Source organism: Vibrio harveyi (assembly GCF_030060435.1).
GTDB classification, from domain to species: domain Bacteria; phylum Pseudomonadota; class Gammaproteobacteria; order Enterobacterales; family Vibrionaceae; genus Vibrio; species Vibrio harveyi.
The window spans coordinates 102,690-127,206 of sequence record NZ_CP125877.1 but is presented as its reverse complement, the minus strand read 5'-3'; the positions used below and the strand labels follow the sequence as shown (position 1 = coordinate 127,206).

Here is a 24,517-nt window from a genome sequence, read left to right as displayed (position 1 = left end):
CATGAATGGAATTAAAGCTACTTTTTGTGTTGTCATACTACTACTCTCACCAAATGCTCTATCAAATGCACCCGATTGGTTAAATAAGCACTCTCACCCCTCATACCGCTACACTCAATCGGCTTGCGCCCCCATATCTAGCGATCCATACACTGCCAAACTCATTGCAGAAACAAAGGCCAAAGGCGCTTTGGCTCAATCGTTCGGTGGGTATGTTACTGCCACCAGCACTCTTACAAAAAATGATAAGGAATTAGATGGTTCAAATGTTTCCTCAGAACAACTCACTGAGCGTATTGAAATTAGAAGCAGCAGAAAGCTTTCTGCATTAACTACCATTTCCCAGGGAAAATACACTATTGATAACAAAGAACACTTTTGTATTTGGTTAGGCAGCAACAGTTAATGGAAATCAAGTATTTTGCTTTTTCACAGAATCATATTATGATTCTATGAGTTATTGGACGTTTAAGCCGCATTGGCGGTTAGTAATGAGGAACACATGATGAAAAACAAACTCAAATTAGCTCTTGTAGCTGCCAGCGCCGGATTATCATTAGCTGGTTGCTCTAATAGCCCCACCTCTGTTGACATCGCTGAACGAGAAGCTAAAGCTCAGCAAGTTCGACAAGAAGCAGCTGCTAACAAGATGGAGCAAGAGCAAAAGCTAGCAAAGGAAATGGTTAACTCAGTCCCAGAATGGGCCATAAGCCCTCCTCAGCCTGATTCTGAGGGCATTTATGCAGTTGGTATGGGAGATAGCCAAAAGCTGCATACTGCGATCAAAAAAGCGAATCTCGAAGCGCAATACGCTCTAGCTAAAGCTTACCAACAGGAACTCTCAGGTAATGAGCGCTCTTATACCCAGGACAACGGCAATAGCGGCCTTACAGAACAGTACACTCAATTAATTGACACTTTGGTGGACAACGTACCTGTTGTGGGCTTTCGAGTTATCGAGCAAGAAGTCATCCCTCTACAAGGTCGTATCAACGCCTATGTCCTCGTGAAGCTTCCTTATGACCAATTCAACACAATGCTCCAGCAAAAGAAAAGTGAAGCGGCCAACACGGATATTAAAAACGCATTTGATGAACTTGAGATTAGGTTAGAAAAACGACGTCAGGCGCGTATTGAAGAATCAAAGCTCACTTTGGATAAGGCCAGCGATAAAGTGCAAGACGTTACAGATAGCATCATTACTGATCCAGATGCATGAACCTTTATCACCGCCAAATAAAAGAAAGGCCAGAGCAAATTCTGGCCTTTCTTATGAGCAATATGCATCAAATATGATTTTAAACTAAGCATCTTCCCACAGCCATTCACTCCCAAGCTTTTTAGTCAACGCCGCCTTCGCGGAACCAACCTTTGAGTAATATCTTGGCAACCAACCGTCCAAGCTTTGGGTTCCATTACTTCTAAACGCTGGCTCTACGGTCATAACCCATTTACCATCCGAACGACTGCTAAGGTAAAATCTATGTCCATCAATCTCCTGCGTCTTTAGCTTTTGACTTCCCATGTATTATTGCTCACTTAAACCATTTTTTGCTCTCAATGAGCTGGTGTACATACAGGCATCGCGCCATATAGAAAACATATTGTTAGTTTGAACAGCAAGCTTTTCAAAAAGCTCACCATCGTACTTTGTTTCATACTTACAAGAGTCGTAGTTGAATTTGATATGGGAAGGAATGAAGTACTTTTTTTCAAATCCCTGCTTTATTGCTTCAAAATCCAACATACTAACCCCACTAGGTATTATTGGGCCTTCTGTTCTAAGTTGTCCGCGATTTCACGAAGCACCTTAGCCCAGCCTTTTTGAGATTCATTTTTGAAAGGCACGTTTTCAAAACATTGTTTGAGCGAAAAAGCTGCTGGTGGGATCTCTGGTGATAAGCACACATTAACTGTACCTGCAACCAAATCATCAACAACAATTGACGGTTTAATAGGCCACGTTAGCCCTTTTGGATCTACTTCCTGGTGCATGATTTTTCCTCTTAATTGTTTAACTGTTCTGGCACAGCTTCAACAGCAATACTTAATAACGCTCTCTTTAGCTCCCAGAGAGATTGTACGGGCCATGATGCCCAATCTAATGGGTTGCATTCAATTTCTTCACTAAACGTAATTAGACCCGTTCTGGCTCTATTTGGAATGCTGACCTGCGTCGATTTGTACTTTTCAGCCGTCATTCTAGCTGTTTGCCCGTAATAGTAGTAATCAAGTGCAATTTGGGCATTAGCGTTATTCTCAAGGAACAGATCTAACCTTTCCTGCTGTTCTAACATAACCATTGCACACCCAATAAACAGTTCCTTGTTATCTAACACATCCTGTCTATTGAACTTTGGCTGTCTCGCAGAGGACTCATGCACCTTCCTAGAAACCTTCTTTGCCATTTTTGGTTTGACTTTAGGCTTCTTTTTCTTAGTTGGCCGCAATTGATATCTTGTCATTCCCAGCGAATTTAAACAGTCTTTGCATACTGGCTGAGCTCCGTTCTTCGCAGCGGTGATGTTCCTATAATGAGCTCCGTTACCAGATACAACTTTTCCACAAAGTGATATCTGACGAGATGACTCAATCCGTTTAGACCTTAAAATGCACACCATAATGACTACCTAGACTTTTTGCATATTTCGGAGCATTCCGATCAGTCATTTCGGGATTATCCGATCACCCATTTCGGTTTAAACCGATCACTAATTCCGCGATTATCCGATCACTTTTAGCCTAACTCCGAAATCGGTGATCGGAATAGCGAAAACCGCGATCGGAATGTCCGAAACCCTTCGTTTTTCTCTTTTAAATCAATAGCTCGCTATTCTTTACGTCTTAAACAAGAAGGTAAGGAAGCGACCATGGCAAAAAAGAGAACTCCAATGAATAAAATCAAAGAGGTATTACGCCTTAAGTACGACTGCGGTCTCTCAAACCGCAGCATCGCTTCCTGCCTTAAACTCGGCCCTTCCACCATATCGGAACTCCTGACTCGCTTTAAACAAAGCCAACTTGGCTGGCCTCTGCCAGAAGGTTGCAGTGATGCAGACCTCACTAAGGCTCTGTATCACTCGAAGAAAGCCAGTCGCGACAAAGTCATGCCAGACTTCACTCAATACGCTGTCGAACTCAGGCGTAAAGGCATGACGAAGATGCTGTTGTGGCAGGAATATCATGAGCAATATCAAGAGCAAGCTTACGCTTACACTCAGTTCTGCGAGCACTTCACTCGCTGGTTCAAAACCCAAAAACGCAGTATGCGTCAGCTTCATGTTGCGGGAGATAAGCTGTTTATCGATTACTGTGGGCCTCGGCTTCAGGTGGTCAATCCTGACACAGGAGAAGTGCGCGAAGCGGAGGTGTTCGTGGCGACCTTAGGTGCGTCCAATTACACCTATGTTGAAGCCTTCCCTAGCCAAGGTAAGTCCTACTGGTTAGAGGCGCATGCTAATGCGTTCGAACACTTCGGCGGCGTACCACAACTCTTAGTTCCCGATAATCTTCGTAGCGCGGTCACCAAAGCTAACCGTTATGAGCCAAGACTTAACGACAGCTATCAAAAGCTGGCGAACCACTATCAAACAGCAGTGATGCCAGCTCGCCCCTATAAACCGAAAGACAAAGCCAAAGCAGAGAATGCTGTGCTCCTGGTAGAACGCTGGATTATGATGCGGCTGCGACACCAAACCTTCCATACCTTCAAAGAACTGAACCTAGCCATCCGTGAGCTTATGAATGACTTAAACGAACGTAAGATGAAACAGTATGGTGCGAGTCGTAAAGCGCTGTTCGACAAGCTCGATAAACCCGCGTTAAAGCCTCTGCCTAAGCAGCGTTACCTGTATACCGAAACCAAGCGAGCCAAAGTGGGGCCTGACTATCACATCGAATATCGCCGTCATTACTACTCGGTTCCCCATCAACTTGTTGGTCACCATGTCGAACTGGAAGCCTCTAACCGTCTGGTGCAGATCTACCATAAAGGTAACTTGGTCGCCCAGCATCCACGCAGCCAAAGAGAACGTGGAAACAGCACCCAACCAGAGCATATGCCGAGTAATCATCAACATCAAAAGTGGTCGCCTGGACGCTTGCTCAACTGGGGAGCCAATATCGGCCCAGCCACACGAGAAGTCGTCAATAAGATGCTTAACTCCAAGCCTCATCCAGAGCAGTCTTATCGTTCCTGCCTTGGGCTGCTCAATCTGAGTAAAACGCATGGCGAATCGCGCCTAGAGCAAGCCTGTAAAGATGCGCTGATGCTGACAAAACCCAACTACACCTTCGTCAATAATCTGTTGAAGAACAATCGTGAAGGCCAACTAAGCAAAGACAAAGCGAGTACACCAAACCTCGTTCATAGCAATGTTCGTGGCCCGAACTGTTACCACTAGGAGAAGAGAGATGAACGCACTCAACGACCAACTCAAAACCCTGCGCTTGAGCCATGCCGCGAAAGCGTTAGAGCAGCAACAAGAGCAACTGACCACCTACGCAGAGCTGGACTTCGAGGAACGGTTAAGCCTGCTACTGGAAAGCGAGATCTTGAACCGCAATCAGTCCAAAATCCAACGCCTAAAACGGCAAGCCAAGCTCAGAGTGGATGCTCAGCCGAGCCAACTCATCTACAAAGAAGGACGAAATCTTAATCGCAAAAAGATGAGTGAACTGCTAACGGGCAGTTACCTACACAAACACCAGAACATCTTGATCACAGGCCCAACGGGAGCAGGCAAAACGTATCTTGGCTGCGCACTAGCAACCAGTGCCTGTGACCAACAGCAAACAGCAAGGTACTACCGACTAAGCCGACTACTGGACGACCTGACCGCAGGTCGTCTGGATGGCAGCTATCAAAAGCAACTTCAATCCCTGGCTAAAAAAGCACTGCTTATCCTTGATGACTGGGGAATGGAAAAACTGACTCAAGAGCATGCGGGCCATCTTCTGGAAGTGCTGGAAGACCGCTACCAAAACAGCAGTACGATCGTCATCAGTCAACTACCCGTTAAGGAATGGTATAACATGATCGGTAATGCCACCGTTGCAGACGCTCTAATGGATCGGTTGGTACACAATAGCCATCGAATAGAACTGGGAGGTGAGTCAATGAGAAAACTGGCGCAATCCGATCACTTAGAGTAAAAATAGGAAGAGAGAAAAACGGCAGGCTCAGGTGATCGGAATAAACCGAAACGAGCGATCGCAATCACCGAAATACGCATTTTTCACCGTGCTTGCGCATAAAGCAATATGCAGTTTCTAAATCAGCCTCAGAATGGGTAATTCCTTTATTCATCTGAATGTAAAAGCGACATGCCTCAATATCAGAATCAAACTGGTAGATGTTCACGATCAAATTCAACCTTGGGAAAATACCTCCAGATTTTAAGTCTTCCCAATACAGTTCATCAAATACAGCGAATTCACCAGAATGAAACGCCGCAATAGCGGTAAGCCTCTGTAACCCATCTAAGATAAGGGAATCATCCAATTCTCCCCCCCTGCCTTTCACATCATAAAGCTGTACTTTCGTTTCACATCCACACAAGAGGTTTTCAACGAAACATTGCTGCATGTTTTTCGTCCACTTCTGATTGGAACGCTGAAACTCAGGGGTTAACTTTTCAAGTATCTCATAAGGAGATAAAGCTATCTCCTCCGTTAGCTCTTGCACCAAGCTATTGTAGGCAAGCAAACCACCAACGGGTTTGAATAAGTCTTTAAAGCTAACGTTTACGGAATAATTCGGAGAACGATAAAACGCACTTTGTGTCACTATTTCCTTCAACCGTTCAAGACCTGATTTCATCGTGCGGTCTCCTTCTTTAGTTCTGAAAGTTTGATTTGATAAGCATCATAGAAAAAACACGCCCAGAGATAATTCGCATAGATACGCTTCGCAAAGTTTTTCCCTGGCCTGTCCTTTACGATCTCTTTTGGAAGTGATATTGCGAGACTGTTGTACTCAACCATATCGGAAAGACGACGCTTTACTTCATCGAGGAAAGGTCCAAGCTCAGTAGAGAATGATTTTCTGGAAAGGTCCCACATATATGTCTTAGAAAAATCAAAGTTTTTCAGGTTACGTTTCTGCCACTCAATCACTAATTCATGAAGTTCAGCTTCATATTCCCTTTCACCGGATACCGCTTCGTCTAAATGGTTGGGGCACTGGATTGCTCCAAACCAGACCCCATCTTTTTTGCGCATGGTTTTATTCGGAACATGGCCGCAATGACGGCATCTTGCCATAAACACTTGATCAGGTTTGGGGGTTTGCAAAGAACTCATGTTAACTAAGGGGTAGAATTTCTTTGAGGATACATAGAGCTGCTCCCGGAGTTGTTCAAATCGCTCAATTGAATCATGAGAAATATGGCTGTACTTATCTTTCAATTTATCAACGGGTGTAATTCCGATACCACTTTTCGACAGTTGACGACGAACAAAGCCTTCTTCTAGGTTATGCTCAATTTTTGCCACCAGCACCAATAGTTGAAGTTTACGCAACGTCGCGTTGTTGCTTCGGGGCATAAAGCACTGCCATTGCCCCATCTGGACAGCAGTTCCAAACTGATCGTCGTAGACGTCACAGACATCAACGTCATGCCACAGATTTAATCGTTCTTCGCACTTACCCATCGAGTTCAGTGCCTTCCGTCCCATTTGTAATAGAAGCGCTTGGTAGATAGAGTCAATTGCAGAATTCAGCATCTTTTCACTGATTTCGAACACAGGAAATTCTAGTTCTACATTCTCATCCGATTGCAACATACGCTGCTTTTGCATGTAGCCCATAAACATAAATGAAGCTGTCGCTAAAAGACTTGCAGCCTGAATGATCCCATTATGACTGGCTAGATTAACGATTGTTTTGGATGGGTTTAAAGGAAGTCCATCCCAGTACGCTGGTATGGCAAAATCGAGGAACGATGATTTAAGCTTTGTCTCAATAGAAAATGGAGCACAAATCGCACCCTTTACATTACGGTTTGGCTTAATCTTGCGTAACTTCTCACGCATAGCTTTGTAGCTACATTTTACTTCTGGCATTAGTTTTAATGCAGCATGGTTATCAACATGTAGGATATCGTATACCGGGTCCAATAGTTCATGGAGAACTTCGGAAGACTGGTATGGCTCCAATTGATCAGATACATTAACAGCGAAATGGTGGCTAAGGTCGATATCCTTCTCACCACTGTCACTATAAGCCTCTACCTGGACATGATCAGAGATTGTATTAGGAACAGGCATCACTCCTTCATATTCGGCCACACACTCGTTCCAAAGCTTCGCATCAAACTTAATGCCATCACTTAGGATTGATATTTTTTGTTCTTTCTCTTTCTGGGCCGAGATGAACAGAATCTCATTGCGCTTTTGGTTATACAGCTTAGCTATTGCATTGTGCTCTCTACACCATTTGCTGTATTCGCGCTTCAAAAAGGAATGCGCTTCGGCTAGGTTTTTGAACTTTGACCAATATGCCTCTATGTGTGTGGGCTTCCGATCTGTCTTTGTTCGGATGGTGCAACGTGAACGTTTCTGCTTATCCTGATCAATAATCTTGATAGCATTGGGCTCAAAATAACCAACATTCCAATTAGCGGGTAAGACCCCCTGTTTATACATATCCAGGCGAAAGGATAACGCTGAATTAAGCGCGTTATCACTAGATACTCCGGCATTGAAAGACTTTGTTTTTTTACCAATACGTACTTGATATCCAGTAGGCAACTGGAAAACATTTAGGAACTTTTTCATAAAATAACGCTTTATTAAGGTGCCGACGAACACTGTCAGGCACTGGTTTATCAAATTAAACTTATTGCACGGTTCGAGTGGTAGACATCCGTTCATGAAATGCTGCGAGTTGCCAGCCTTCAATCCATGCTGCTTTCGACTCGTGATCATTGTGCGGGTTTTCTGCGTATGGCGTTCCACTTTGATAAGCAAAAGCGCCTTGCTGGAGAACTCGGTGGTAGTCAGCTTCACTCATCGAACTATACACCCTTAGTTCTTTACCCCACACCTCATCACTGTTTGGGTTATATGCCATAACATTGACCTCTCAGTCAGATTACAGAATCATATATTAACCCTGTAAAAAAGTTTTGTCTATCGCTTATACAACGGTCTGTGATCGACTGGCCTCCAATTTTTTCTGGCAGATTTGACTTCGCCTCGAAGAGCCATAAGCTTTTTAAAAAGTGTCTTATCATAGTCCAGCTTCAATACTCGCCCACAACCATAGGCTATTACTCCCTGTGCTTGAGGTAGCCAGAATCGCTGAATTAACCCGGTATAAAGTGTGAGCTGGTACTTTTCACGGATTGTCATTCGCCCATTGAACGCTCTGCTTTTAAATTCTCCTGCAATGTATCTAAAACGCAATGGATCAAAAAATACTGCATCAGGGGCTCCGCAGACTCCTCGGCGTTTAATAAACCAAGGCTTTTTCCAACCGCCTATATCAGCCCCCAGCACGATACAGTACCAAGGCATATGGAACTGCCTCTTAATGGACAGCCCTCTGAGAATAACCATCAATAGGCCGATTGACGCCACCAGCAAAAACACTAGTTCCCCAGTCATAACAAATCCCAGTTAATAGCAACCAATATGGCTACAACAATAATCACTAACCACGGTAAAAGACTGTTACCACTTCCTGCTCGGGCGTGAGCCTTTAATCCAGCGTTTGCAGCCTCGGAGTTGTATGCTTGTCCTCTGTGCTGGCAAAATTTAGATGGATCAGCGGCATAGGCGCTTAAATGACTTACGGATACCCAGTTTGAACGCTTTCTTCTCACCCAGTAATTCCTTGTAGTTCTTCAATTGCCTGTTCAGCTGCGTTGATGACAGATAGTGCGTTTTGGGTGTACTCATTGCTAATTTCGCCATCGAGCCCTTCACACCACAAGCCAAATTCCTCCTGGGCAACTTCATCGCTTATACCCGCAGCTCTGAACACCATTAACCAATCTTCAATATATTGATCTACGTGAGCCATACTCGGTTCCTTATTATTGTTTCTTCAATTTAATCGCTTGCATTAGTGTGGTTAGGGCAACCCAAAGCATCGTAACAATGCATACAAACCAAATGATTCCAACAAATATGAGCCATGCTGACTCACTACTTTCTGGTCCATTTGGCATCGTTATTCCTCCCAACGCGGCAGCAGCGATCATAGCTATAAGACTTAACGCCCAGCGCTTTGAAAAATCTTTAGCGAGTGACTCCCATTCCTCATTTGGGGCTTTAAACCAACAAACCAAACCAATAACTAATGGGCCTATAAAGAAAAAATCCAGCATTACTCCCCCCTATGTTAGAAACGTACTACCGTTACATCACCGAGCAATACGTCATCAATTCTATCCGGATATAGCTCTCTGGTTTTTTCAACAATTTCAAACGCAGATGAAGTAGGAAAACTCGCAGTCAACTCCAGCTCTGTCAGCCTTACCGCCACTCGCTTGCGTCTAATGCTTTGTGAAGGGATGTTTTCTTGGATCAGACTTTTACTATGTACAGCACTCTGGTAATCATCCCAATCAACCACGCTGTAAGACAAACCGCGTTCTATTGGTCTTGTCCAACCAGGTAACACTGATTCCCAAGCGAGTTCTCTTTGTCTCCATTCTGAATCAGTCACATCGTTAGGTTTATCTGTCGAGTTTTGGTAATGATAATCTTGAAATCCAACGTCCATTAAGGATTGGCGATACCCAATATCGTTTTCAACGTAGTACAAACCTAATGTATGTTGTCCCCAGGGAATTAAGCAGACATTAAAAGTGAAGTCCCAATCCGTACTACGAATACCGTCCACCAAAACTTTATGCTTTTCCTCGATAAACATAGTTCTCAGATCTGACAGAGTTTGGCAGCTTCTATCCTTTTGGAGCATGGTTACGTTTGCCGAGATATCTGCATTAAATGCAAGCTTTCTAGCTCCCAGTTTTGCTATGGATTTTTTGGCCGTATCAACGCAACCAGAGCGCAAGGAGCATAATTTGGTTAGTGCCTGCTCTAACGTTGTATTGCGCAGAATTAACCCATTGTATATTTTAGTGCTCACTTCGAGTTCCCTCACTTCGATCCGGATTTCTCACATTAACCAGTTCAGCTAAGGCAACTCCCGAGGATGCACACCCCCACATAAACATAAGGTCGATAAAGGCAGGATTATCCCCCAGATGAAAAAGGCCACCGGACAAAACCATGAAAAGCCCTATTCCAGAGATCGTTACGATTCGTTCTAACGGGCGAGAATCTTGATTGAGAGGCTGGTGGATGAGAAACCATCGAAGAGCAAAACCAATACTCATACCACCAACAATGAACCCAGGCCATTTCAATTTTGCACTGACTAATGCCAACGAACCCAAGAACGCCATCAAAAAATACAGTCTACGTCGATTCACTGGCCTTCCCCATCACTGCTTGTTTTTTCCCACAAGTGGGCCTTATCAATAACGCTCAAAACAGCACAAATTAATGCGAATCCATTTGCGATAATTAAGAGCTTTTCTGGTAAGTAAAAATTGGTAATCAACTGAATAAAGTTCAGGGCAGCCATAGCTATAAACACGTAAATAAAAAAGCGCTTTACTTTGGAATGCAATTTATAGCCATCTAATGCCACCATTTCGTTTTGTTCCGTCACGACATTTCTCCTGTAGTAAGTGAAAGCTTCTTATCATCGCTAAAGAACATCCATTCTCCGTTAAATCGTTCGGCCAACTCTTTCGCAGTGATATCTCCAGGCATGAACATACAACCAGAAACAGAACCGCTATTCTTTGACAAGTATCGGTTTAAAGCAGACATACCTGCCGAAAGTAATGTGTCGTAGTGGCTATCGTCGTACTGTGAGATCTCCAGAGCTAACTTAACAACGGACTCATTGTGACTAGAATTCAACAAGGCTACGGTTTTTTTCTTGTTTCCCAACAAGTCGCGTACTTTCTCAACTGTTGGTTCATAACCTAAAACCAATTCAATAGATTCAACTATCCGAGCTGTAAACTCTAAGAACTCGGGATCAGACTCTTTTGAAAGTTGTTTTGTAATAACGCTCAGTGCATTGCTCATAGCCAACTCCTGTAATTTTTAGTGTTTTATCAGTATTTCATTTGGTTGGATTTCTAAAGAACCAAGATCGCACTCAAACTGTAATGAGATACCCTGATCGTGTGCGATGGCTATCATGTACCTAGCCATACATGAGAGTGCCTCTTGTGTCCCAAGCTCTACCGTTGCCGCAGCCATCTGCTCACAGAATGCCCGGTTCTTTTGCTCATTCATTATCGGAGCCTCGCTACTTTTTTAGATACAAGGGCAATCATGCCCCTACCTACGCTATATACCAATGGGAGTAATTGCCCTTTTCTGTACAAACTAGCGGGTATTTTCAGGATTGATCAAAGCCAATCGCGCAGACAGACTTGAACTCATTTTTTGAATAGTGTTGTTCAATGTAACAATCAGATTTGAACTCGTAACGTTTATTAGCGACTTGCTAACCCCATAAAATTCTGGATATTTTTCAGGGTTTAGGTTTTCTAAATGAGCAACCAGTCGCATTGCTTCACCTTTGCTCATACAGCTCAGGTTTATCACATGGGCTTTTGCTATAACGTGTAGCAACTTATCTTCAAAGTCCCGGTAAAATTTGCTTTCTTGCTTCAATTCTGAATCCATTATCAGTACATCTCCTATTACTCATTGACCTTGATTGCGAACACGCTAACGGGAGCATCACCAAAATGAGGGTGAGTAATAACCATCTCCTCAAAACCTTTCCACGGTCGAACTAAAATCTTCTCGGTATCCCCAGATTTTGGATAGCCAAGCTTGATATGCACCTCATCATACTCGCGGCCCTCCAGACGTTTCCGCCAGTAATCCGTTTGAAGACGATATTCATATTTCTTTTCCCCGGTTTGCATTTGTCTGAAATACAGAGCTTTCACAGGGAGATGAAGAACTTTCATTTGAGACCTCCAAAAAACTAAAGGAGCTACCTCCTTAATATTACAGTATCACTTTATAATACTTATAAAATTTTAAAAGTCTACAGGCATAAAAAAGCCCCGGCGCAATGCCAGGGCTAATTTGAGGTTGGATATTACAATCAGAGCTTTCCGTGCCGCAAGATGAACTTCTCTCGGTCCAAAATACCCCAGTCCGTTATCATATAGTAGCCTGTAGCTCCTCGCTCTCCCCTCGATTCACGGATGAATATAATTTTCATATCAAACTCATCACGAAGCATCGCCAGTTGGCGTTTAATAGTGGACTCAGGAATCTTGGTCTCTGAATGGAGATCGTGCAAGCTGGGCTTATCTAACTTAGACAGCGCATTTACCAGTTCAAACTTGCGACTCATATCCTGAGATAACTTCATTCCATACTTACCTTACTCAACGCTTACGAGCTCGATGTCAGTCACCGCTACTTTAATTGGCTTTACTTCCTTTTTCTCACCAACAAGAGTCTTAACCCAAACCACATTTGGTTCAGTAGCAATACGATCTGTCATCAGTACACCACGCTTATTTTCACTCTCACCGATAATATTCACGGTGATGACTAACTTACGTGGGTCAGCCCCTTTCCAGTCTTTACCTTTTGCAAGAGGAGGTTCAATGCCTTCTTCTTCGGCATCATCGGTTGCATCATCACTTTCATCAACCTGCTTATCACCCGGCGCGTTTGTATCGCCTTGAGATGAAGCATCATCAGAAGTAAATTCCTCTCCCGTAGCTTGATGAACAACATTATTGCCCGTTGTATCATCAGAACTTTCCACATCACTTTGTGTAAAGTTGCCACCCTTCTCTTCACCCAATTCCGAGTCAGAATTCGAATTATTATCCTGCTCAGAGTTATTGGTTACTGCACCATCTTCATTTGAAGTTGGTTCATCACCATTCTTGATACGTTTTGCATCATTCAACAACTCACGACTTTGCTTACGTGTCATGCCATCACTCATAGCAACGGCACAGACAGCCCGGCATCGCTCTTCATTCAGTTCGAATAGCAAACGTAAGTTATTGAGTGTTTCCGTATCAGCTGTAATGTCATTATCGTATAATTCTCGAACGCAGTCAGGCATTTTTAATAATGAAAGGTGCGTTGAAACAAAAATTGTGTTCTTACCGATACGTTTTGCAACGTCTTTTTGCTGCCACCCTTTATCAATGAATACTTGTAAAGCATTAGCAATTTCAAGTGCAGTCAAATCATCGCGCTGAATATTCTCTATCAATTCTCCCGCTGTTTCGTCCAAGTCCGTTTGTTCTTTTTCGTTAACAACGATGTCAATTGTTGGAATATCTTTGGCTTTACATGCTCTCCAGCGACGTTCGCCTTTTTGAATGACATATTTGCCGTCTTCATTTTTCGGGTAGACCACAATCGCGGATTGCTGGCCTTCTTCCAAAATTGAATCACCCAGTTCCTCGATATTACGGAACCGTTTACGAACCTGTTCTTTTGAAATAACTTCATCAACAGGAACCGTCAGAATCACCTTACCATCTGGCTGCTTTTTTTGGGCGGCTTGAGCTAACTGGTTGAGGTTTTTTAGGTTATTTAGTTTCATCTTAACCTACCTTCTCTACAATCTCGTCCAGCACCGCTCGCACTTCTTTTGCTGCTACATGACCATAGCGAAGAGACCATACTGGAACTCCATCTGTAGTTGCAGAATCAAGCGGTGGACGGTGTTGAATTATGTTACTAAAGATCAACTCTGGGATAGCTTTTTTCAGCTCAGTAAACGATTTGTTGTGGTTCACTGAACGATCCATATCATTGATGACAATGCCCAGGATTTCTAAGTTTTGATTGTGCTGTTGCTGAACACCGATAATGGTCGTCAGCAAGCCCTCTACACCATCAACCGCAAAGCCAGATAGTTTTACAGGACATACAACATGCGTCGCAATCATCAGTGCAGCAACCAGCTTACGGCCAAGACTCGGTGGGCAATCAATCAACACGTAATCATAGTCTTTGATTAGTTCTTTTAAGTGTCGAGCTGGGTTCATTGCTTGTTCCAATGGCACTGCCTCCATCTCAAACAAATCCGGATCGTTTTTGGGCGTGTAAATCAAATCAACACCACATGGACACTCCGTTACTTGAATGCTTGAGCAGTTATCAAGGAACAATTCAGCTACTTTAGTACCGCTATATGCTGGCTCGTAGCTGCCATCTTCCAACTCCACACGAGGAGCCAAACGTGAAGATGTATTACCCTGACCATCGAAATCCAGTACCAGGACTTTTTTCTTTTTTTCTGCCAAATCGAAGGCTTGCTGGATACAGATAGTACTTTTACCCACGCCTCCCTTCTGATTGGCATAGGCGATAGCTTTTGCCATGTTTACCTCGCTCTCCGATTGCAAATGAGATTCCTAGTGACGAAACATCGCCACTTTCACATGTGAAAGATTCTAACACTCACTTTATGATACTGCAATGTCATATCGTGGTACTAACATAACAATTACAGATAAAAAAACGGCCTCAAAGGGCCGCGAGAAAAATCATCAATGTTTAGGTGAGCTGTATCGACAGAACAATGTGCATCCTGTCTCAATCCAATATTACCTTGCGCTTGTTTTTTTCGGTTAGCAAGTCTTCTTTATTTTCTTGGTTCTGGATTGGATTATTGTCAGCCAAATCCTCAATAGCTACTGGGCTCTGTGGAATTACTGGGCGTCTAGACCTGACGTAATACTCCCTTGCTAGTTCAATATCAGCGACAGGATGCTCAAGGGCGACGAAATCCGCATCTACTGAACGGATGTTTGCTCCGTGACGGGCCGCGATCCTTTTCAAGCTAAGCTCCAGATATCTTAACTTCTTGGGACGAGCAATACAGACTTCTGAGCACGTTTCAGCTAATGCCTGAAAGTCTTTGTAGAACTGTTCGGGCAAGCCTTTTACGTACAACTTACTCGTTTGCCCTGCAAGTCCTGGTTGAGGTATGGGATGTGGTAGCTCATGGTACTCACGAGCGAACTTTCTTTTTATGAAAATATGCCCCACATAACCTACCGACACAAAAGCAAGAGGGTATCCAAGCCATGAACCAACAAGCAGCGTTCCACATATCAGCAATAGGGATTGCATCGGAAACCCTAACACCGAAGGGGATAAACTTATATGCCGATATTGATTTGCTGCTAATGAAATTGGCTGGTAGTTCATACTATTTTTCTCGTTAGTCTGAGTTATTACTTCGCTGTTCTGTATCCTCTTTCGCATCCTCGAAGCCATCACTCCAGAATTCGGCATCTATGCCTCTATATGGGTTGGACAGTTCCTCTTCTCCGCTCAGAAAGGCGTTATAGCCCTCTTGGTAAACAATTTCCTGCTCTTCACTCATCGTGCTACTCCCTATTTAATGTGAATTATTCCAAAACGGGAATTAAGCCATTGTCTCTTAGTCGGTCTAGAGCTTCGCAAAGGGCTTCCACATGGTGCGGATAACCATTGTCTCTGGCATTGGAAATCATTTCTTCAAGCGCAGCCTGAACAGTGTCATTGCTTCCTGATGCCACTCTTTCAATGGATGCCCAAGTCTCAGCGTAATTCGGCCAATCGCTCTCAACAACAACACACTCCAGAGGAGCTTTACCTGTAGCTTCTCTGTGAGCCGCAACTTTGCCAAGAAGTCTATCGAGCTCCCCCTTCTCTTTGTCACTCAAGGCCGAGTCAACATCACTTAGTTTAGCCACCCAATACTTTGTCTTTTTTTCAAAACTAATTTCATCATTATTCATGATCTTCACCTTACGTATTACTGAATTTCTTTGCTGATAGCATCCGCTACTATCTCTTTTTTGAGTATTTCAATCTCACGTTCTTCGTCTTGTGTATCAAGAAAAAGCGACCTTCTTAGCGTTAACCGACGAATCGCGTTAAGTAAATTTTCATAAAGTTCAGATGTAGCATTCTCCCCAGTCAAACAATCAAGGTCCATATCACCATTTGGTAGGGTACAGGCTTGCTTTGTGATGTAACTAGATAGCAGTTCATACCCTTTACTCGAAGCTTGCTCCTGTAGCTCAACATGGTGTGTTGGGGCTAGTGATTTTTTGACAGCCCACATACTGGCTAAGTCTTCCTTTAGCTCTACGTGAGATGTCATGGCCTTGTCTAAAACTAATAAATGCTCAGCTGCTAACTCACACTTTAGAGAAGCAATTCTGTGGCTACACAGCATCAAATATTCCTGATGCTGCTTCATTGCCGTATGAACCGCAGACTCGTCATAAAGGTTTACTGATTGACCAATGTAATTATGCTCAAGACTTTCAATATGATGATTCATCAAGTCTTTTTTGGTAGGAACGGCAACTGACTCGGCGCTCGATGTGGACGCAAACAGCAAAATGGAGAGCAAAACAAGGTAGTTTTTCATCGCATTAATTTCCCTTGTTCGTAAATTTTGTCCTTTTCGAAATTAATAGCGTCTATGCGCTTTTGGAATGGACCAAACTCTTCTCCATCAATCACAACCTTCCAGTTGCAACGCCAAACTCTCGTCCATCCAGCAAGCTTCGAGTTGTCAGAACAAACAAGACGAAGAGCGTAAAAGGCCAACATTAAAAAGAAATTAGTTGGTACGATTTTTGACACTCGTTTCTTGTCATAACTCTCAAGTGTGAGACCTTCAAAGGAAACTTCATCGGCGAACCCGATCACTTCCCCTTGCTTAATTACAATCCGCTTCTTCGTCATACTCTAGGCCCTAATCCAAAATAACTTTACGTTTGTTTTTAGTGATTTCGATTTCTGGTTCAACTGGCTGCACTTTAGGAGCAGCTGTAGACTGATTTAAAACCACTGGCTCTGTTTGTTCTTGCGTTTGCTCTCTTAATTCGTTCAAATTAGGTAAGTCACTATCTCCCGCACTACGCTGCGCATTTCCATTGGCCCCGGCTAGTGACATCAACATTTCCAGTTCTTGTCTTTCTCTATGCTTCTTATAGAAAAACCAAATTGAAAATATGAGCACCATTGGCAAAAGTGCTAGTGCAATAGAAGAGAATCCAATATCGTCTTGAGTATCGACTGTAGTTGTCGCTGGAACTAAAATGGTCTGCATAATACTGGGAGCATTCAAGATCATCATGCCAGCCGCAACGTTTATAAATAATGCGCTAATACTCTGACGCACAATCCCCTGAACCAAACCAATAAAAATCGCTATTGCAGCCATACCTTTTACTAGCGCAGAATCCGTTAAATCGGAGAGCAGTTGCAGCGCATCACCAGACGGGTCAAATGGATTAGTTTTACCAACTGAATTTGTGATTTGTTCTGTTGGGGCATCGTCATCCTTTTTTGCATCTTGATTAAGTTCTTGACGCACTGCATCAGCCGTCATAACACCTTCATCTAGAGAGGCCAGTCCCGCCTCCAAACCACTTTTTGCTGCCTCTGCTATTTCTGGCCCATTATTAATCAAAACAGAACTGGTAGGATTTTGACCCGCTCCACCAACTGGATATAAGCCAAATTTCACTTTCAGGTAATTTTTGGTTAGCTCAACCGTTTGAACATCGACACTCTTACCTGTTGTAATGGCTAAGTATTCATCCAACGGCAGTTCCTGATGATCTTTCATACCACCAAGAAAGCCATTCACACCAATATCAGGGATGCGACATCGTTTGTTTCCAAGGTAAGTCCGGTATTCACTGTCTTTTCCTGGACAGATGAAAAAACCACCTTGCGAACCACCTAATTGACGCCATTTCTCTGGAGGAAACGTCTCTATACGAGTTTCAAGAGGCTTTTCTCCATTAGACCGATAATCGAATATCTGTGACTTTTGAGGAAGAATAGCCTCCGTTCTAGTGCTGTTGTTAGAGCTATTCATAACAGCAACGGCTGCTGCTGCGGCACCGCCATTAGCGAGTACCGCAGGAGCAAAGAGCAACCACCCAGAAAGCATCATTAAAGATACAATCTTACGAGTGTTTACTACCATGTGTTGGTCTCCGTATTCGTTTGAGACTGAGTTTGAGTATCGAAGTGGTACTCATCCTTTAGGTGTTTTTCTTCAATTTCCAACTCTTCTGGTCGGATTTTGTTTTCCAACTGTTCGCAGCTTTTGCCTTGGAAACCGCTAAAGTCAGCGCTCACCTTCCCACCTTTGATACGAATATTCACTTTTTTAGTCATTACCAAACCGCCTCTTCTGCTACTAATTCCAATGTTCCGTCATTGTGTTCTTGAACAGTTACGTTAAATCCTTCTTCTGTAAGCTGTTGCTCGTAATGAAACGCTAAATAGCGGTCCGAAACTTTGGATGAAACCTCTCGTGTCCAAGAGCCCATTTCTCCCCAGTTTTCTTGATACTGGTTGAACACCCCATTTTCATTACGATATCCAATGCGAAATTTTGGGTTGCTTTTGTTTACTAACACGAGGTCATAGCTACCTGCTGCTTTTGAGTAACTGCCGCCACCTAGCGCGACATACAGCCTTTCGTTTTCAACGACAATGCCAAGTGTTTCAAGTGCTTTGCGTAGTAGCGTTTCGTCTTTGTAGGCGACTGTCACCTTACCTTTTACGATGTGACTCATTCTGCCATTCCTTCTAATCTTTAACCTTTTTGTAAAACACGATAAGTGCATTACCTTTCAAACCAACTGAAACTGGCTTAGTGAGCCCCTCACCAATTTCTTTATCAAGATGCTGCTGTAGAGTAAGCCCAGCACCAATATGCTCGTAAGTGTAAGAAACACCTTTGAGTGAATACCACGGCGGAACAACTCTGATTTTTACTGAGCAACCTCCACCAATAGCAACCACTTTACCCTTGTCGGAACTGACACCATCACACACGAAAAAATCAGCGCCTGAACGGTAATACTGCCTAGAGAAGATGAAGCCATCACTAGGTAGCCCAGGCACAATAACCTCATCCTCTGCTTTATGTTTTAATCTATCATGCTGCATTATCAGCATAATTCCGCCAGTGCCATTGGCATTGACAGAGAATGCTGTCCACAGCAATGCGATAATTGACACCTGAGTAAAACGCATACCTACACCGACACCTTACGCCCTGAACCAGCTTGATTTTCTTCTTCAAAATTATTTGCTGGATAGAACCCTTGATCACGAAGGCGGCGAATCTGGTCGATATCTTCTTTACGTGTTTCGCTGGTGGGAGTAATACGACCGACGGCATCTAGCAAATTTTCGTTATTGAGTTCTTTGCCTTCTGCGTTAGCAAGGTAAAGAGCATCAATAACCGCTTGTTCTATTTCTGCGCCTGTATAGCCAGATGTTGCTGCCACCAGCCTATTCAGATCAAATTCAGCCAAATTGGCTTTTTGTTTTGCAATATGGATTTCGAAGATTTTATGGCGCTCTGCGTTTGTTGGCAGGTCAATAAAAAATGCGCGGTCCCATCGCCCAGCTCGCATTAGTTCAGGTGGTAAGCTCTGAACACGGTTAGCTGTAGCTACGATAAATATCTTCTTCTTGCGTTCCTGCAACCAGTATAAAAAACTGCCTAAAAGGCGCTTCGACACTTCGTGCTCACCATCAGCGTTACCAAAGAATTTTTCAATTTCATCAATCAGTACAACGGTGGGGCTGATCTCTTCAATGGTTTGTAGTGCTCGATTGAACAGGCGCTCTGTCTCACCAAGATATTTACTATAAAAGCGGCCCATATCCAGGCGAACTAACGACGTCCCCAGAACACCAGCAGCAGCTTTAGCTGTCAGTGATTTACCACCACCAGGTACACCAGCTAGCAAAACGCCCTTAACGGGTAGGTTGCGGTCCCATCCAGCTTTGCGAACGTTAAGAAACTCTTTTAAGTTTTCCAGACCACCAACATTCTCGATGTCCGTTGGTTCCAACACATCGAGACCGACGTCGCGTAAAATATGTGCTTTCTCTTTACGGATCTCACCTAAGTACTCTTCGTTTTTGAACTTGAGATACGCGGAGTAAGTAAAGACGTTTTTCATTTGAGTGTGAGATAGGCCACGAGCATAGTTAGCAATGACAGAACGTTCACTATCATCAAATACACCACTTTCCTGAATTGACTGTTCGCAAGTTTTTAAGAGCTCAATGATCTCTTCATCATCCATAGCGGGTAAGTCGATATGGTAAACAAACTCATCACTCATCTGTTCCTTACCAGCAATGATGTAATTTATGCCTTCGTTCTCAAGATAAAAAAGCGATGATTTGAGAGCAGGCATAGTTTCATGGTTAGCCTTCATTCGTTCGTGAAAGAACGTGTCGAACACGACTACGCCATTCTTGTTGTCCTTTGTCGCTTCTGCTACGAATGCTTTTAACGTATTTGGGTCTGGTAGTTTCTTAAAAGGCATCTTCACAAATGCCTTCCCTACATTTTTTGCAACCAGTTCAAAGACTGTCTCTGCGCGGCCAAGCTCAAACGTGCTGACGTTAATCACCGGGAAAGAAAGCTTAATTGGCACAGCTAACTGGTCCATATACTTTTGATTATTCATTACACGCCCTTAACTTCCTTCGTCTGCTCTCCAGAAAAAACCACACGGAATTGGCAATTAGCCAATAGCACTTGCCCCGCCGTTTGAGATATTTTTTCTAAATCACGGACATCTGATTTTACAAACTTGTGTTTCACACCATTCATATTGCTTTTAGTCACTAGCCACTCCTTATTGAATGATTAATCGCAACAGCTTGAGTCCGATGAACTGGAACTGCTGCCACTACTTGAATCAGAACTACTTGAATCACTGCTGGTTGAAGAAGACATCATTGAACCCACAACCACTCCTGTCATGAAGTCATCACTGTGGTTTGTACGAGAACCAGTTCCGCCTCTTCTTGAGCCTGAGGTTCTATGGTTTCTTGCTGGAGAGGAGTGTCTCGATGTGCGACTACTACCATTTGCTGTGCGAGATGATGAATATGCCGAATTAGAGGACTGTTCGCTTCTATGGATGCCAAAACCTATGACAGCTGTAACAACAAAAGCAAATCCAGCACCAACACCCCATGAAAAATCGAAATCAAAACCCGATTTCGCCTCACTCATCGCTGAGAATTGTTTGTCTAGAACAGATTGAAACTTCACTAGATCAATGTCATCTCCGACTTGGTAAGTAACCTTGAGTTGTGGCCTTTTCGCGTCAATGACCTCACTCATGGTGATGTGAGCTTTTTTACCTGTGTTATAAGCCAGGTAGTCATCTAGCCAGACTTCTGGATAATCTTCCAATCCACCTAAGAAGCCATTAAAGCCACCAGCTGGTGTCCGGCACTTTTTTCTATCTCCATACGTGCGATAGAAGTTGTCGTCACCTGGACATGCTAAAAACTTTCCGGAGCTTGGATCTAACCGCCATTTATCCCAGTCAATTAGCTCAGTACGCTCTTCTAAACCGCCTTCGTTATATCTGATAGTGATGCGGGACTGAGGCGCTTCTTCTTGGGCCTTATCATCACTCGCCATCATTCCAACCGCGACTCCAGTAACAAAGTCACTAGCTTGAACTGATGCACAGCTTCCCGCCAACATAAGAGCAGCTATTGTATTTCGCAAACTCCATCTCCTTATCGTCTTCATCATGACCTACTCACTTTCCGTTATGACTTTTTATTCTTTCATCTTACAAAGACCAAAGACACACGTTGCGAGTCCTTATATGGACAGTTTCAACTGATTTACCCCATTTTAATATCATTAAATGATTCTGTAAACATTGCTCCCCACTTTCACATGTGAAAGTCAAAGCCGCTTCAAATATTTTTGACCGTATCATGATACAGAGTATAAGCTTACCAATTATGTATCATGATACGCGGAGCTACTGATGTTTCTTACTTTTGGGGTAAATCAAAAAGGAAAATGGATAGGGATAGATGAAGTAGATAGTGGAAAAACAGCCTTGTACTGTCCTTACTGTAAGCAGCAGCTGATTGCTAAAAAAGGAACACTAAAGGAACATCATTTTGCCCATGATGGTAAAACTTGCCGCATATCTGAACAAGCCGCCAAATATACAGAACTACCAACCTTTGATCATTTCGAGCTTCTTGATGCTAATGAGCTAAAGTACCTGGAGCGCAGGCAGCGGTATAAACACAAAGAGATTTATGGCTGGGTTGGAATGCGGGAGGCAATCCAACGGCTAGAGGCCATGCAAATATTGTCTGTTAATTATGACGGAGAGCGCCACTCTAATGATGTGGTGAAAGCGACTGAGCGCTTGATCGCGCTGCGGAAATCGCTAATCAATGATGAAGGTGAGCCGTCATCATTTTTGATAGATATATTGAATGCGCTACAACCTCTTACTGGTCACAACCTCATTGATAAATGGTCTGATTCAAGAACGATCGTTTCAACGTCGATAAATAGAAAATATCATATGAACAAGCTTTCAAAGCTAGATAAGTTCAGTCAGTATGAATCTGCTCAACGTTATTGGTTTGATGCTTACTATCGTAAAGTTGCACTACTCTGTCCTGATTTCTTACCAATGTTAAACGCCAAATATCACAGCTTGAATAATCAAAAGCTATATGTGTTTAGATTCTCAGCTGCAATCTCAGGGTGCCCAGAGAGCTTCATAAAGATAGGTATGACAACGAGACCAACCGAAGAACGATTACGCGAAGTTCACTCAATGCTGTCCTCTTATGGAAAAGTCTTCACCTCTGAGGTCCTCTGTGAAATTAGCCACGGAGGGAGATTAGAACGACTTATCCATCACCATTTTGCTCAGCACTTATTATCATTGGGCAGTCATCGAGAGTTCTTTCATATCCCAGGTACAGTACTTGAGCAGCTGGTGGACGATATGACTACATATGGGCAGATCGCACCCTATTACCCACCTGAACTGGACTTATCCATAAGTAGATGCCCAGCCTCAGCAGGTAGAAAAAAGAAATCAGATTCTGAGATACTGGCAGAGTATCCCAAAATCATAGAGTGTTTAGAGAAAGGGATGGGTATAAGGCCCACCAGCAGAGAGACTGGATATAGCGTAAATACGATTCAAAAAGTAAAACAAGCTATGGCTCACCAAGCAGGTCGAATCTAATGCTCAGCTCTGTGCGGTTTTGCTTTTACCATTGGTGTTTATTGGGATTTTTGAGTGCCTCATGAAACATACGAACTTTCTCTGGCACTTCATGGTAAGGGTATAACTCAAATCGCCAAACGCCGCGTTTTACTTCTGGCACGTTTAACTTTCCAAAAAACGAGCGATAGTGTTCAATTTTGGAGGAATGGTTCTCTCGAAACTCAATTGCTATCGCATTGTGTGACTTCAAAAACCTGGCTATTGCACCAAATAACGCGGTCCCTAAACCCATACCGGTGATTTTTTCATTCAAAGCAAAATGCTGAACGATTGCGATGCCCCCACCATACATAGAAATCCCTTCAACCCAACCAAGGGTATACCGTTCTTTCTTCACTTTATAATCGCAACTAATGTTTGGCATAAAGATCATACCGTGACTGTCCGTGAGACCGAACATCACTGCATTACCAATAACACGGGAGCCCCACTCCAAAGGTTGCTCATTGAATCCGGTAAAGTGACTTTCCGGCTTCTTTTTCCAATCGAGAATGTTTCGTTCTAGTTCTGGTGTGACTCTTTTTTTAAGTACTTCAATATCCAATTTTATTCCTTCCAAGGTTATTGTTCGCGCTCAAAAACAGTTACTAAGGTGCGACGTCCATTATCGTTAACAATAAGGTATGTGAATTTGGAAGTTGGATGCCCCCAAGCTTCTACATTGTCGGCAGTACCGTATTTTTTCGCTTTATGGACCAAAACATTTGCAGGCAAATTTCGAATTCTCAACTCAGGATGTTTAAGTCGATTTACTAAACTCGCCCAGGGTTTTTTGGGATCTCCAGTGCTCAATCGCTCTTTATACTGATCAACAGCGTGAGCGGTAACATAAACGGTCCCCATTGCTGGTGTTTCAACGGCATCATGCGTATTTGCATATTCCTGGCGATTTGCATCTAAGAGCACTGGTACACATGATTTTGGGTCGGCCATGAACTCACGACTTTGTGATACCTCTATTTGCACTCCAGCCATTCGGTTTTGAAGAAATGCTGCAAACTTTTGTGCATGTTTTTTCGTAGATTTACCACGGGCAAGCTTTTTGATTGCTCCCTTTGACACAACGAGTTTGTAGCCAGAACCAGAACCCGGCTCTCGACCCATTACTTTTTCTTCAAAGAGTAGGTATTGAATGGCTGATAATTCTGAAATCAAATCAGAATCTTCATGGGAAAAGTCGATTTTCACATCAAGAATTCCACTGCGTTTAGTGCCCACACGCCAGAATACTCGGCTCGTTTGGTCATCTAGTTTTTCAGAAAGAGTGGTTAGAATCATCATAGTCTTATCTCCGGTATTTAAGATCCCTTCCGGCATCGCCGTAAGGACCTCATTTAGTTAATATT

General features: G+C 43.3%; 37 protein-coding genes. 5 read left to right on the top strand and 32 right to left on the bottom strand.

Features of this window, described 5'->3' with window-relative positions; genetic code table 11:
* The first annotated feature begins 1 nt into the window (after position 1).
* Positions 2 to 406, top strand: a complete 405-nt coding sequence (locus QMY49_RS27115) for a hypothetical protein (RefSeq protein WP_283316949.1) — start codon at positions 2 to 4, stop codon at positions 404 to 406.
* A 96-nt stretch (positions 407 to 502) separates the two neighbouring features.
* Positions 503 to 1,219 carry an LPP20 family lipoprotein gene (locus QMY49_RS27110; protein WP_017085192.1) on the top strand — a complete coding sequence of 239 codons (717 nt, stop codon included), beginning with the start codon at positions 503 to 505 and terminating at the stop codon, positions 1,217 to 1,219.
* Positions 1,220 to 1,528: 309 nt separating this feature from the next.
* On the opposite strand, the gene QMY49_RS27105 is transcribed toward QMY49_RS27110, so the two are convergent.
* The 3 genes from QMY49_RS27105 to QMY49_RS27095 are packed head-to-tail and all read right to left on the bottom strand — an operon-like array spanning position 1,529 to position 2,621.
* Entirely contained in the window at positions 1,529 to 1,747 is a 219-nt protein-coding gene (locus QMY49_RS27105; protein WP_069541813.1) for a hypothetical protein, read from the bottom strand.
* A 17-nt stretch (positions 1,748 to 1,764) separates the two neighbouring features.
* Positions 1,765 to 1,995, bottom strand: coding sequence for a hypothetical protein (locus QMY49_RS27100; protein ID WP_069541812.1), 231 nt, complete (start codon positions 1,993 to 1,995; stop codon positions 1,765 to 1,767).
* An 11-nt stretch (positions 1,996 to 2,006) separates the two neighbouring features.
* The gene (locus tag QMY49_RS27095; protein ID WP_053309151.1) at positions 2,007 to 2,621 is read right to left on the bottom strand and encodes a hypothetical protein; all 615 of its coding nucleotides are present in this window, start codon (positions 2,619 to 2,621) and stop codon (positions 2,007 to 2,009) included.
* Positions 2,622 to 2,870: 249 nt separating this feature from the next.
* Here QMY49_RS27095 and istA point away from each other — a divergent pair, with 249 nt between their 5' ends.
* The gene (gene istA / locus QMY49_RS27090; protein WP_283316943.1) at positions 2,871 to 4,403 is read left to right on the top strand and encodes an IS21 family transposase; all 1,533 of its coding nucleotides are present in this window, start codon (positions 2,871 to 2,873) and stop codon (positions 4,401 to 4,403) included.
* Positions 4,404 to 4,413: 10 nt separating this feature from the next.
* Entirely contained in the window at positions 4,414 to 5,154 is a 741-nt protein-coding gene (gene istB, locus QMY49_RS27085; protein ID WP_012126528.1) for an IS21-like element ISVch3 family helper ATPase IstB, read from the top strand.
* 64 nt (positions 5,155 to 5,218) lie between these two features.
* Here istB and QMY49_RS27080 read toward each other — a convergent pair whose 3' ends face one another.
* The 27 genes from QMY49_RS27080 to QMY49_RS26950 form a co-directional block, all read right to left on the bottom strand.
* Complete coding sequence (locus QMY49_RS27080) at positions 5,219 to 5,821, bottom strand: hypothetical protein (protein ID WP_283316940.1); 603 nt, start codon at positions 5,819 to 5,821, stop codon at positions 5,219 to 5,221.
* Positions 5,818 to 7,779, bottom strand: a complete 1,962-nt coding sequence (locus tag QMY49_RS27075; protein WP_283316938.1) for a hypothetical protein — start codon at positions 7,777 to 7,779, stop codon at positions 5,818 to 5,820. Before QMY49_RS27075 ends, QMY49_RS27080 begins: the two co-directional genes overlap by 4 nt.
* Positions 7,780 to 7,840: 61 nt before the next feature.
* Positions 7,841 to 8,074: a hypothetical protein gene (locus QMY49_RS27070; protein WP_014386693.1), complete on the bottom strand. Its 234-nt coding sequence runs from the start codon at positions 8,072 to 8,074 to the stop codon at positions 7,841 to 7,843.
* Between the two features lie 59 nt (positions 8,075 to 8,133).
* Positions 8,134 to 8,610 (bottom strand): hypothetical protein, encoded by a 477-nt coding sequence (locus QMY49_RS27065; protein WP_017086512.1) that lies wholly within the window; start codon positions 8,608 to 8,610, stop codon positions 8,134 to 8,136.
* A 214-nt stretch (positions 8,611 to 8,824) separates the two neighbouring features.
* On the bottom strand, positions 8,825 to 9,028 hold the full coding sequence (locus QMY49_RS27060; protein WP_074189610.1) for a hypothetical protein: 204 nt from the start codon (positions 9,026 to 9,028) through the stop codon (positions 8,825 to 8,827).
* 13 nt (positions 9,029 to 9,041) lie between these two features.
* Positions 9,042 to 9,335, bottom strand: coding sequence for a hypothetical protein (locus QMY49_RS27055; protein ID WP_032073016.1), 294 nt, complete (start codon positions 9,333 to 9,335; stop codon positions 9,042 to 9,044).
* A gap of 14 nt (positions 9,336 to 9,349) precedes the next feature.
* The gene (locus QMY49_RS27050; protein ID WP_140277296.1) at positions 9,350 to 10,102 is read right to left on the bottom strand and encodes a hypothetical protein; all 753 of its coding nucleotides are present in this window, start codon (positions 10,100 to 10,102) and stop codon (positions 9,350 to 9,352) included.
* 342 nt (positions 10,103 to 10,444) lie between these two features.
* Positions 10,445 to 10,690 carry a hypothetical protein gene (locus QMY49_RS27045; protein ID WP_014386686.1) on the bottom strand — a complete coding sequence of 82 codons (246 nt, stop codon included), beginning with the start codon at positions 10,688 to 10,690 and terminating at the stop codon, positions 10,445 to 10,447.
* Entirely contained in the window at positions 10,687 to 11,118 is a 432-nt protein-coding gene (locus QMY49_RS27040; RefSeq protein WP_283316934.1) for a hypothetical protein, read from the bottom strand. The genes QMY49_RS27045 and QMY49_RS27040 overlap by 4 nt, the downstream gene beginning before the upstream one ends.
* Before the next feature lie 18 nt (positions 11,119 to 11,136).
* The gene (locus QMY49_RS27035) at positions 11,137 to 11,331 is read right to left on the bottom strand and encodes a hypothetical protein (RefSeq protein ID WP_053309142.1); all 195 of its coding nucleotides are present in this window, start codon (positions 11,329 to 11,331) and stop codon (positions 11,137 to 11,139) included.
* A 93-nt stretch (positions 11,332 to 11,424) separates the two neighbouring features.
* Positions 11,425 to 11,727 (bottom strand): hypothetical protein, encoded by a 303-nt coding sequence (locus QMY49_RS27030; protein ID WP_014386683.1) that lies wholly within the window; start codon positions 11,725 to 11,727, stop codon positions 11,425 to 11,427.
* Positions 11,728 to 11,744: 17 nt separating this feature from the next.
* Positions 11,745 to 12,020: a hypothetical protein gene (locus QMY49_RS27025; protein WP_014386682.1), complete on the bottom strand. Its 276-nt coding sequence runs from the start codon at positions 12,018 to 12,020 to the stop codon at positions 11,745 to 11,747.
* A 140-nt stretch (positions 12,021 to 12,160) separates the two neighbouring features.
* Positions 12,161 to 12,433: a helix-turn-helix domain-containing protein gene (locus QMY49_RS27020; RefSeq protein ID WP_014386681.1), complete on the bottom strand. Its 273-nt coding sequence runs from the start codon at positions 12,431 to 12,433 to the stop codon at positions 12,161 to 12,163.
* Positions 12,434 to 12,445: 12 nt separating this feature from the next.
* Complete coding sequence (locus QMY49_RS27015) at positions 12,446 to 13,636, bottom strand: ParB/RepB/Spo0J family partition protein (protein WP_140259107.1); 1,191 nt, start codon at positions 13,634 to 13,636, stop codon at positions 12,446 to 12,448.
* A 1-nt stretch (position 13,637) separates the two neighbouring features.
* Positions 13,638 to 14,420 (bottom strand): ParA family protein, encoded by a 783-nt coding sequence (locus QMY49_RS27010; RefSeq protein ID WP_283316927.1) that lies wholly within the window; start codon positions 14,418 to 14,420, stop codon positions 13,638 to 13,640.
* A 214-nt stretch (positions 14,421 to 14,634) separates the two neighbouring features.
* Positions 14,635 to 15,252, bottom strand: a complete 618-nt coding sequence (locus QMY49_RS27005) for a hypothetical protein (protein WP_053309140.1) — start codon at positions 15,250 to 15,252, stop codon at positions 14,635 to 14,637.
* 13 nt (positions 15,253 to 15,265) lie between these two features.
* Positions 15,266 to 15,430, bottom strand: coding sequence for a ribosome modulation factor (locus QMY49_RS27000; RefSeq protein WP_164496845.1), 165 nt, complete (start codon positions 15,428 to 15,430; stop codon positions 15,266 to 15,268).
* 25 nt (positions 15,431 to 15,455) lie between these two features.
* Positions 15,456 to 15,827, bottom strand: coding sequence for a hypothetical protein (locus tag QMY49_RS26995; RefSeq protein ID WP_053309139.1), 372 nt, complete (start codon positions 15,825 to 15,827; stop codon positions 15,456 to 15,458).
* Between the two features lie 17 nt (positions 15,828 to 15,844).
* Positions 15,845 to 16,468 carry a hypothetical protein gene (locus QMY49_RS26990; RefSeq protein WP_053309138.1) on the bottom strand — a complete coding sequence of 208 codons (624 nt, stop codon included), beginning with the start codon at positions 16,466 to 16,468 and terminating at the stop codon, positions 15,845 to 15,847.
* A complete protein-coding gene (locus tag QMY49_RS26985; RefSeq protein WP_283316920.1) occupies positions 16,465 to 16,788 on the bottom strand; it encodes a hypothetical protein in 324 nt (107 codons plus the stop codon). The genes QMY49_RS26990 and QMY49_RS26985 overlap by 4 nt, the downstream gene beginning before the upstream one ends.
* A gap of 10 nt (positions 16,789 to 16,798) precedes the next feature.
* Positions 16,799 to 18,043: a hypothetical protein gene (locus tag QMY49_RS26980; RefSeq protein WP_283316917.1), complete on the bottom strand. Its 1,245-nt coding sequence runs from the start codon at positions 18,041 to 18,043 to the stop codon at positions 16,799 to 16,801.
* Positions 18,037 to 18,237: a hypothetical protein gene (locus QMY49_RS26975; protein WP_053309135.1), complete on the bottom strand. Its 201-nt coding sequence runs from the start codon at positions 18,235 to 18,237 to the stop codon at positions 18,037 to 18,039. Before QMY49_RS26975 ends, QMY49_RS26980 begins: the two co-directional genes overlap by 7 nt.
* Positions 18,237 to 18,641: a hypothetical protein gene (locus QMY49_RS26970; protein ID WP_140259102.1), complete on the bottom strand. Its 405-nt coding sequence runs from the start codon at positions 18,639 to 18,641 to the stop codon at positions 18,237 to 18,239. The genes QMY49_RS26975 and QMY49_RS26970 overlap by 1 nt, the downstream gene beginning before the upstream one ends.
* A gap of 13 nt (positions 18,642 to 18,654) precedes the next feature.
* Positions 18,655 to 19,104, bottom strand: a complete 450-nt coding sequence (locus QMY49_RS26965; protein ID WP_140259101.1) for a hypothetical protein — start codon at positions 19,102 to 19,104, stop codon at positions 18,655 to 18,657.
* A 2-nt stretch (positions 19,105 to 19,106) separates the two neighbouring features.
* The gene (locus tag QMY49_RS26960) at positions 19,107 to 20,561 is read right to left on the bottom strand and encodes an AAA family ATPase (RefSeq protein WP_283316907.1); all 1,455 of its coding nucleotides are present in this window, start codon (positions 20,559 to 20,561) and stop codon (positions 19,107 to 19,109) included.
* Positions 20,561 to 20,722, bottom strand: a complete 162-nt coding sequence (locus QMY49_RS26955; protein WP_283316904.1) for a hypothetical protein — start codon at positions 20,720 to 20,722, stop codon at positions 20,561 to 20,563. The genes QMY49_RS26960 and QMY49_RS26955 overlap by 1 nt, the downstream gene beginning before the upstream one ends.
* 21 nt (positions 20,723 to 20,743) lie before the next feature.
* Entirely contained in the window at positions 20,744 to 21,622 is an 879-nt protein-coding gene (locus QMY49_RS26950; protein ID WP_283316901.1) for a hypothetical protein, read from the bottom strand.
* A 271-nt stretch (positions 21,623 to 21,893) separates the two neighbouring features.
* Between QMY49_RS26950 and QMY49_RS26945 the strand changes: the two genes are divergently transcribed.
* Positions 21,894 to 23,129, top strand: coding sequence for a GIY-YIG nuclease family protein (locus tag QMY49_RS26945; RefSeq protein WP_283316899.1), 1,236 nt, complete (start codon positions 21,894 to 21,896; stop codon positions 23,127 to 23,129).
* Between the two features lie 25 nt (positions 23,130 to 23,154).
* On the opposite strand, the gene QMY49_RS26940 is transcribed toward QMY49_RS26945, so the two are convergent.
* The gene (locus QMY49_RS26940; protein ID WP_017086539.1) at positions 23,155 to 23,715 is read right to left on the bottom strand and encodes a hypothetical protein; all 561 of its coding nucleotides are present in this window, start codon (positions 23,713 to 23,715) and stop codon (positions 23,155 to 23,157) included.
* A 17-nt stretch (positions 23,716 to 23,732) separates the two neighbouring features.
* Entirely contained in the window at positions 23,733 to 24,452 is a 720-nt protein-coding gene (locus tag QMY49_RS26935; RefSeq protein ID WP_283316896.1) for a hypothetical protein, read from the bottom strand.
* Between the last annotated feature and the right edge of the window lie 65 nt (positions 24,453 to 24,517).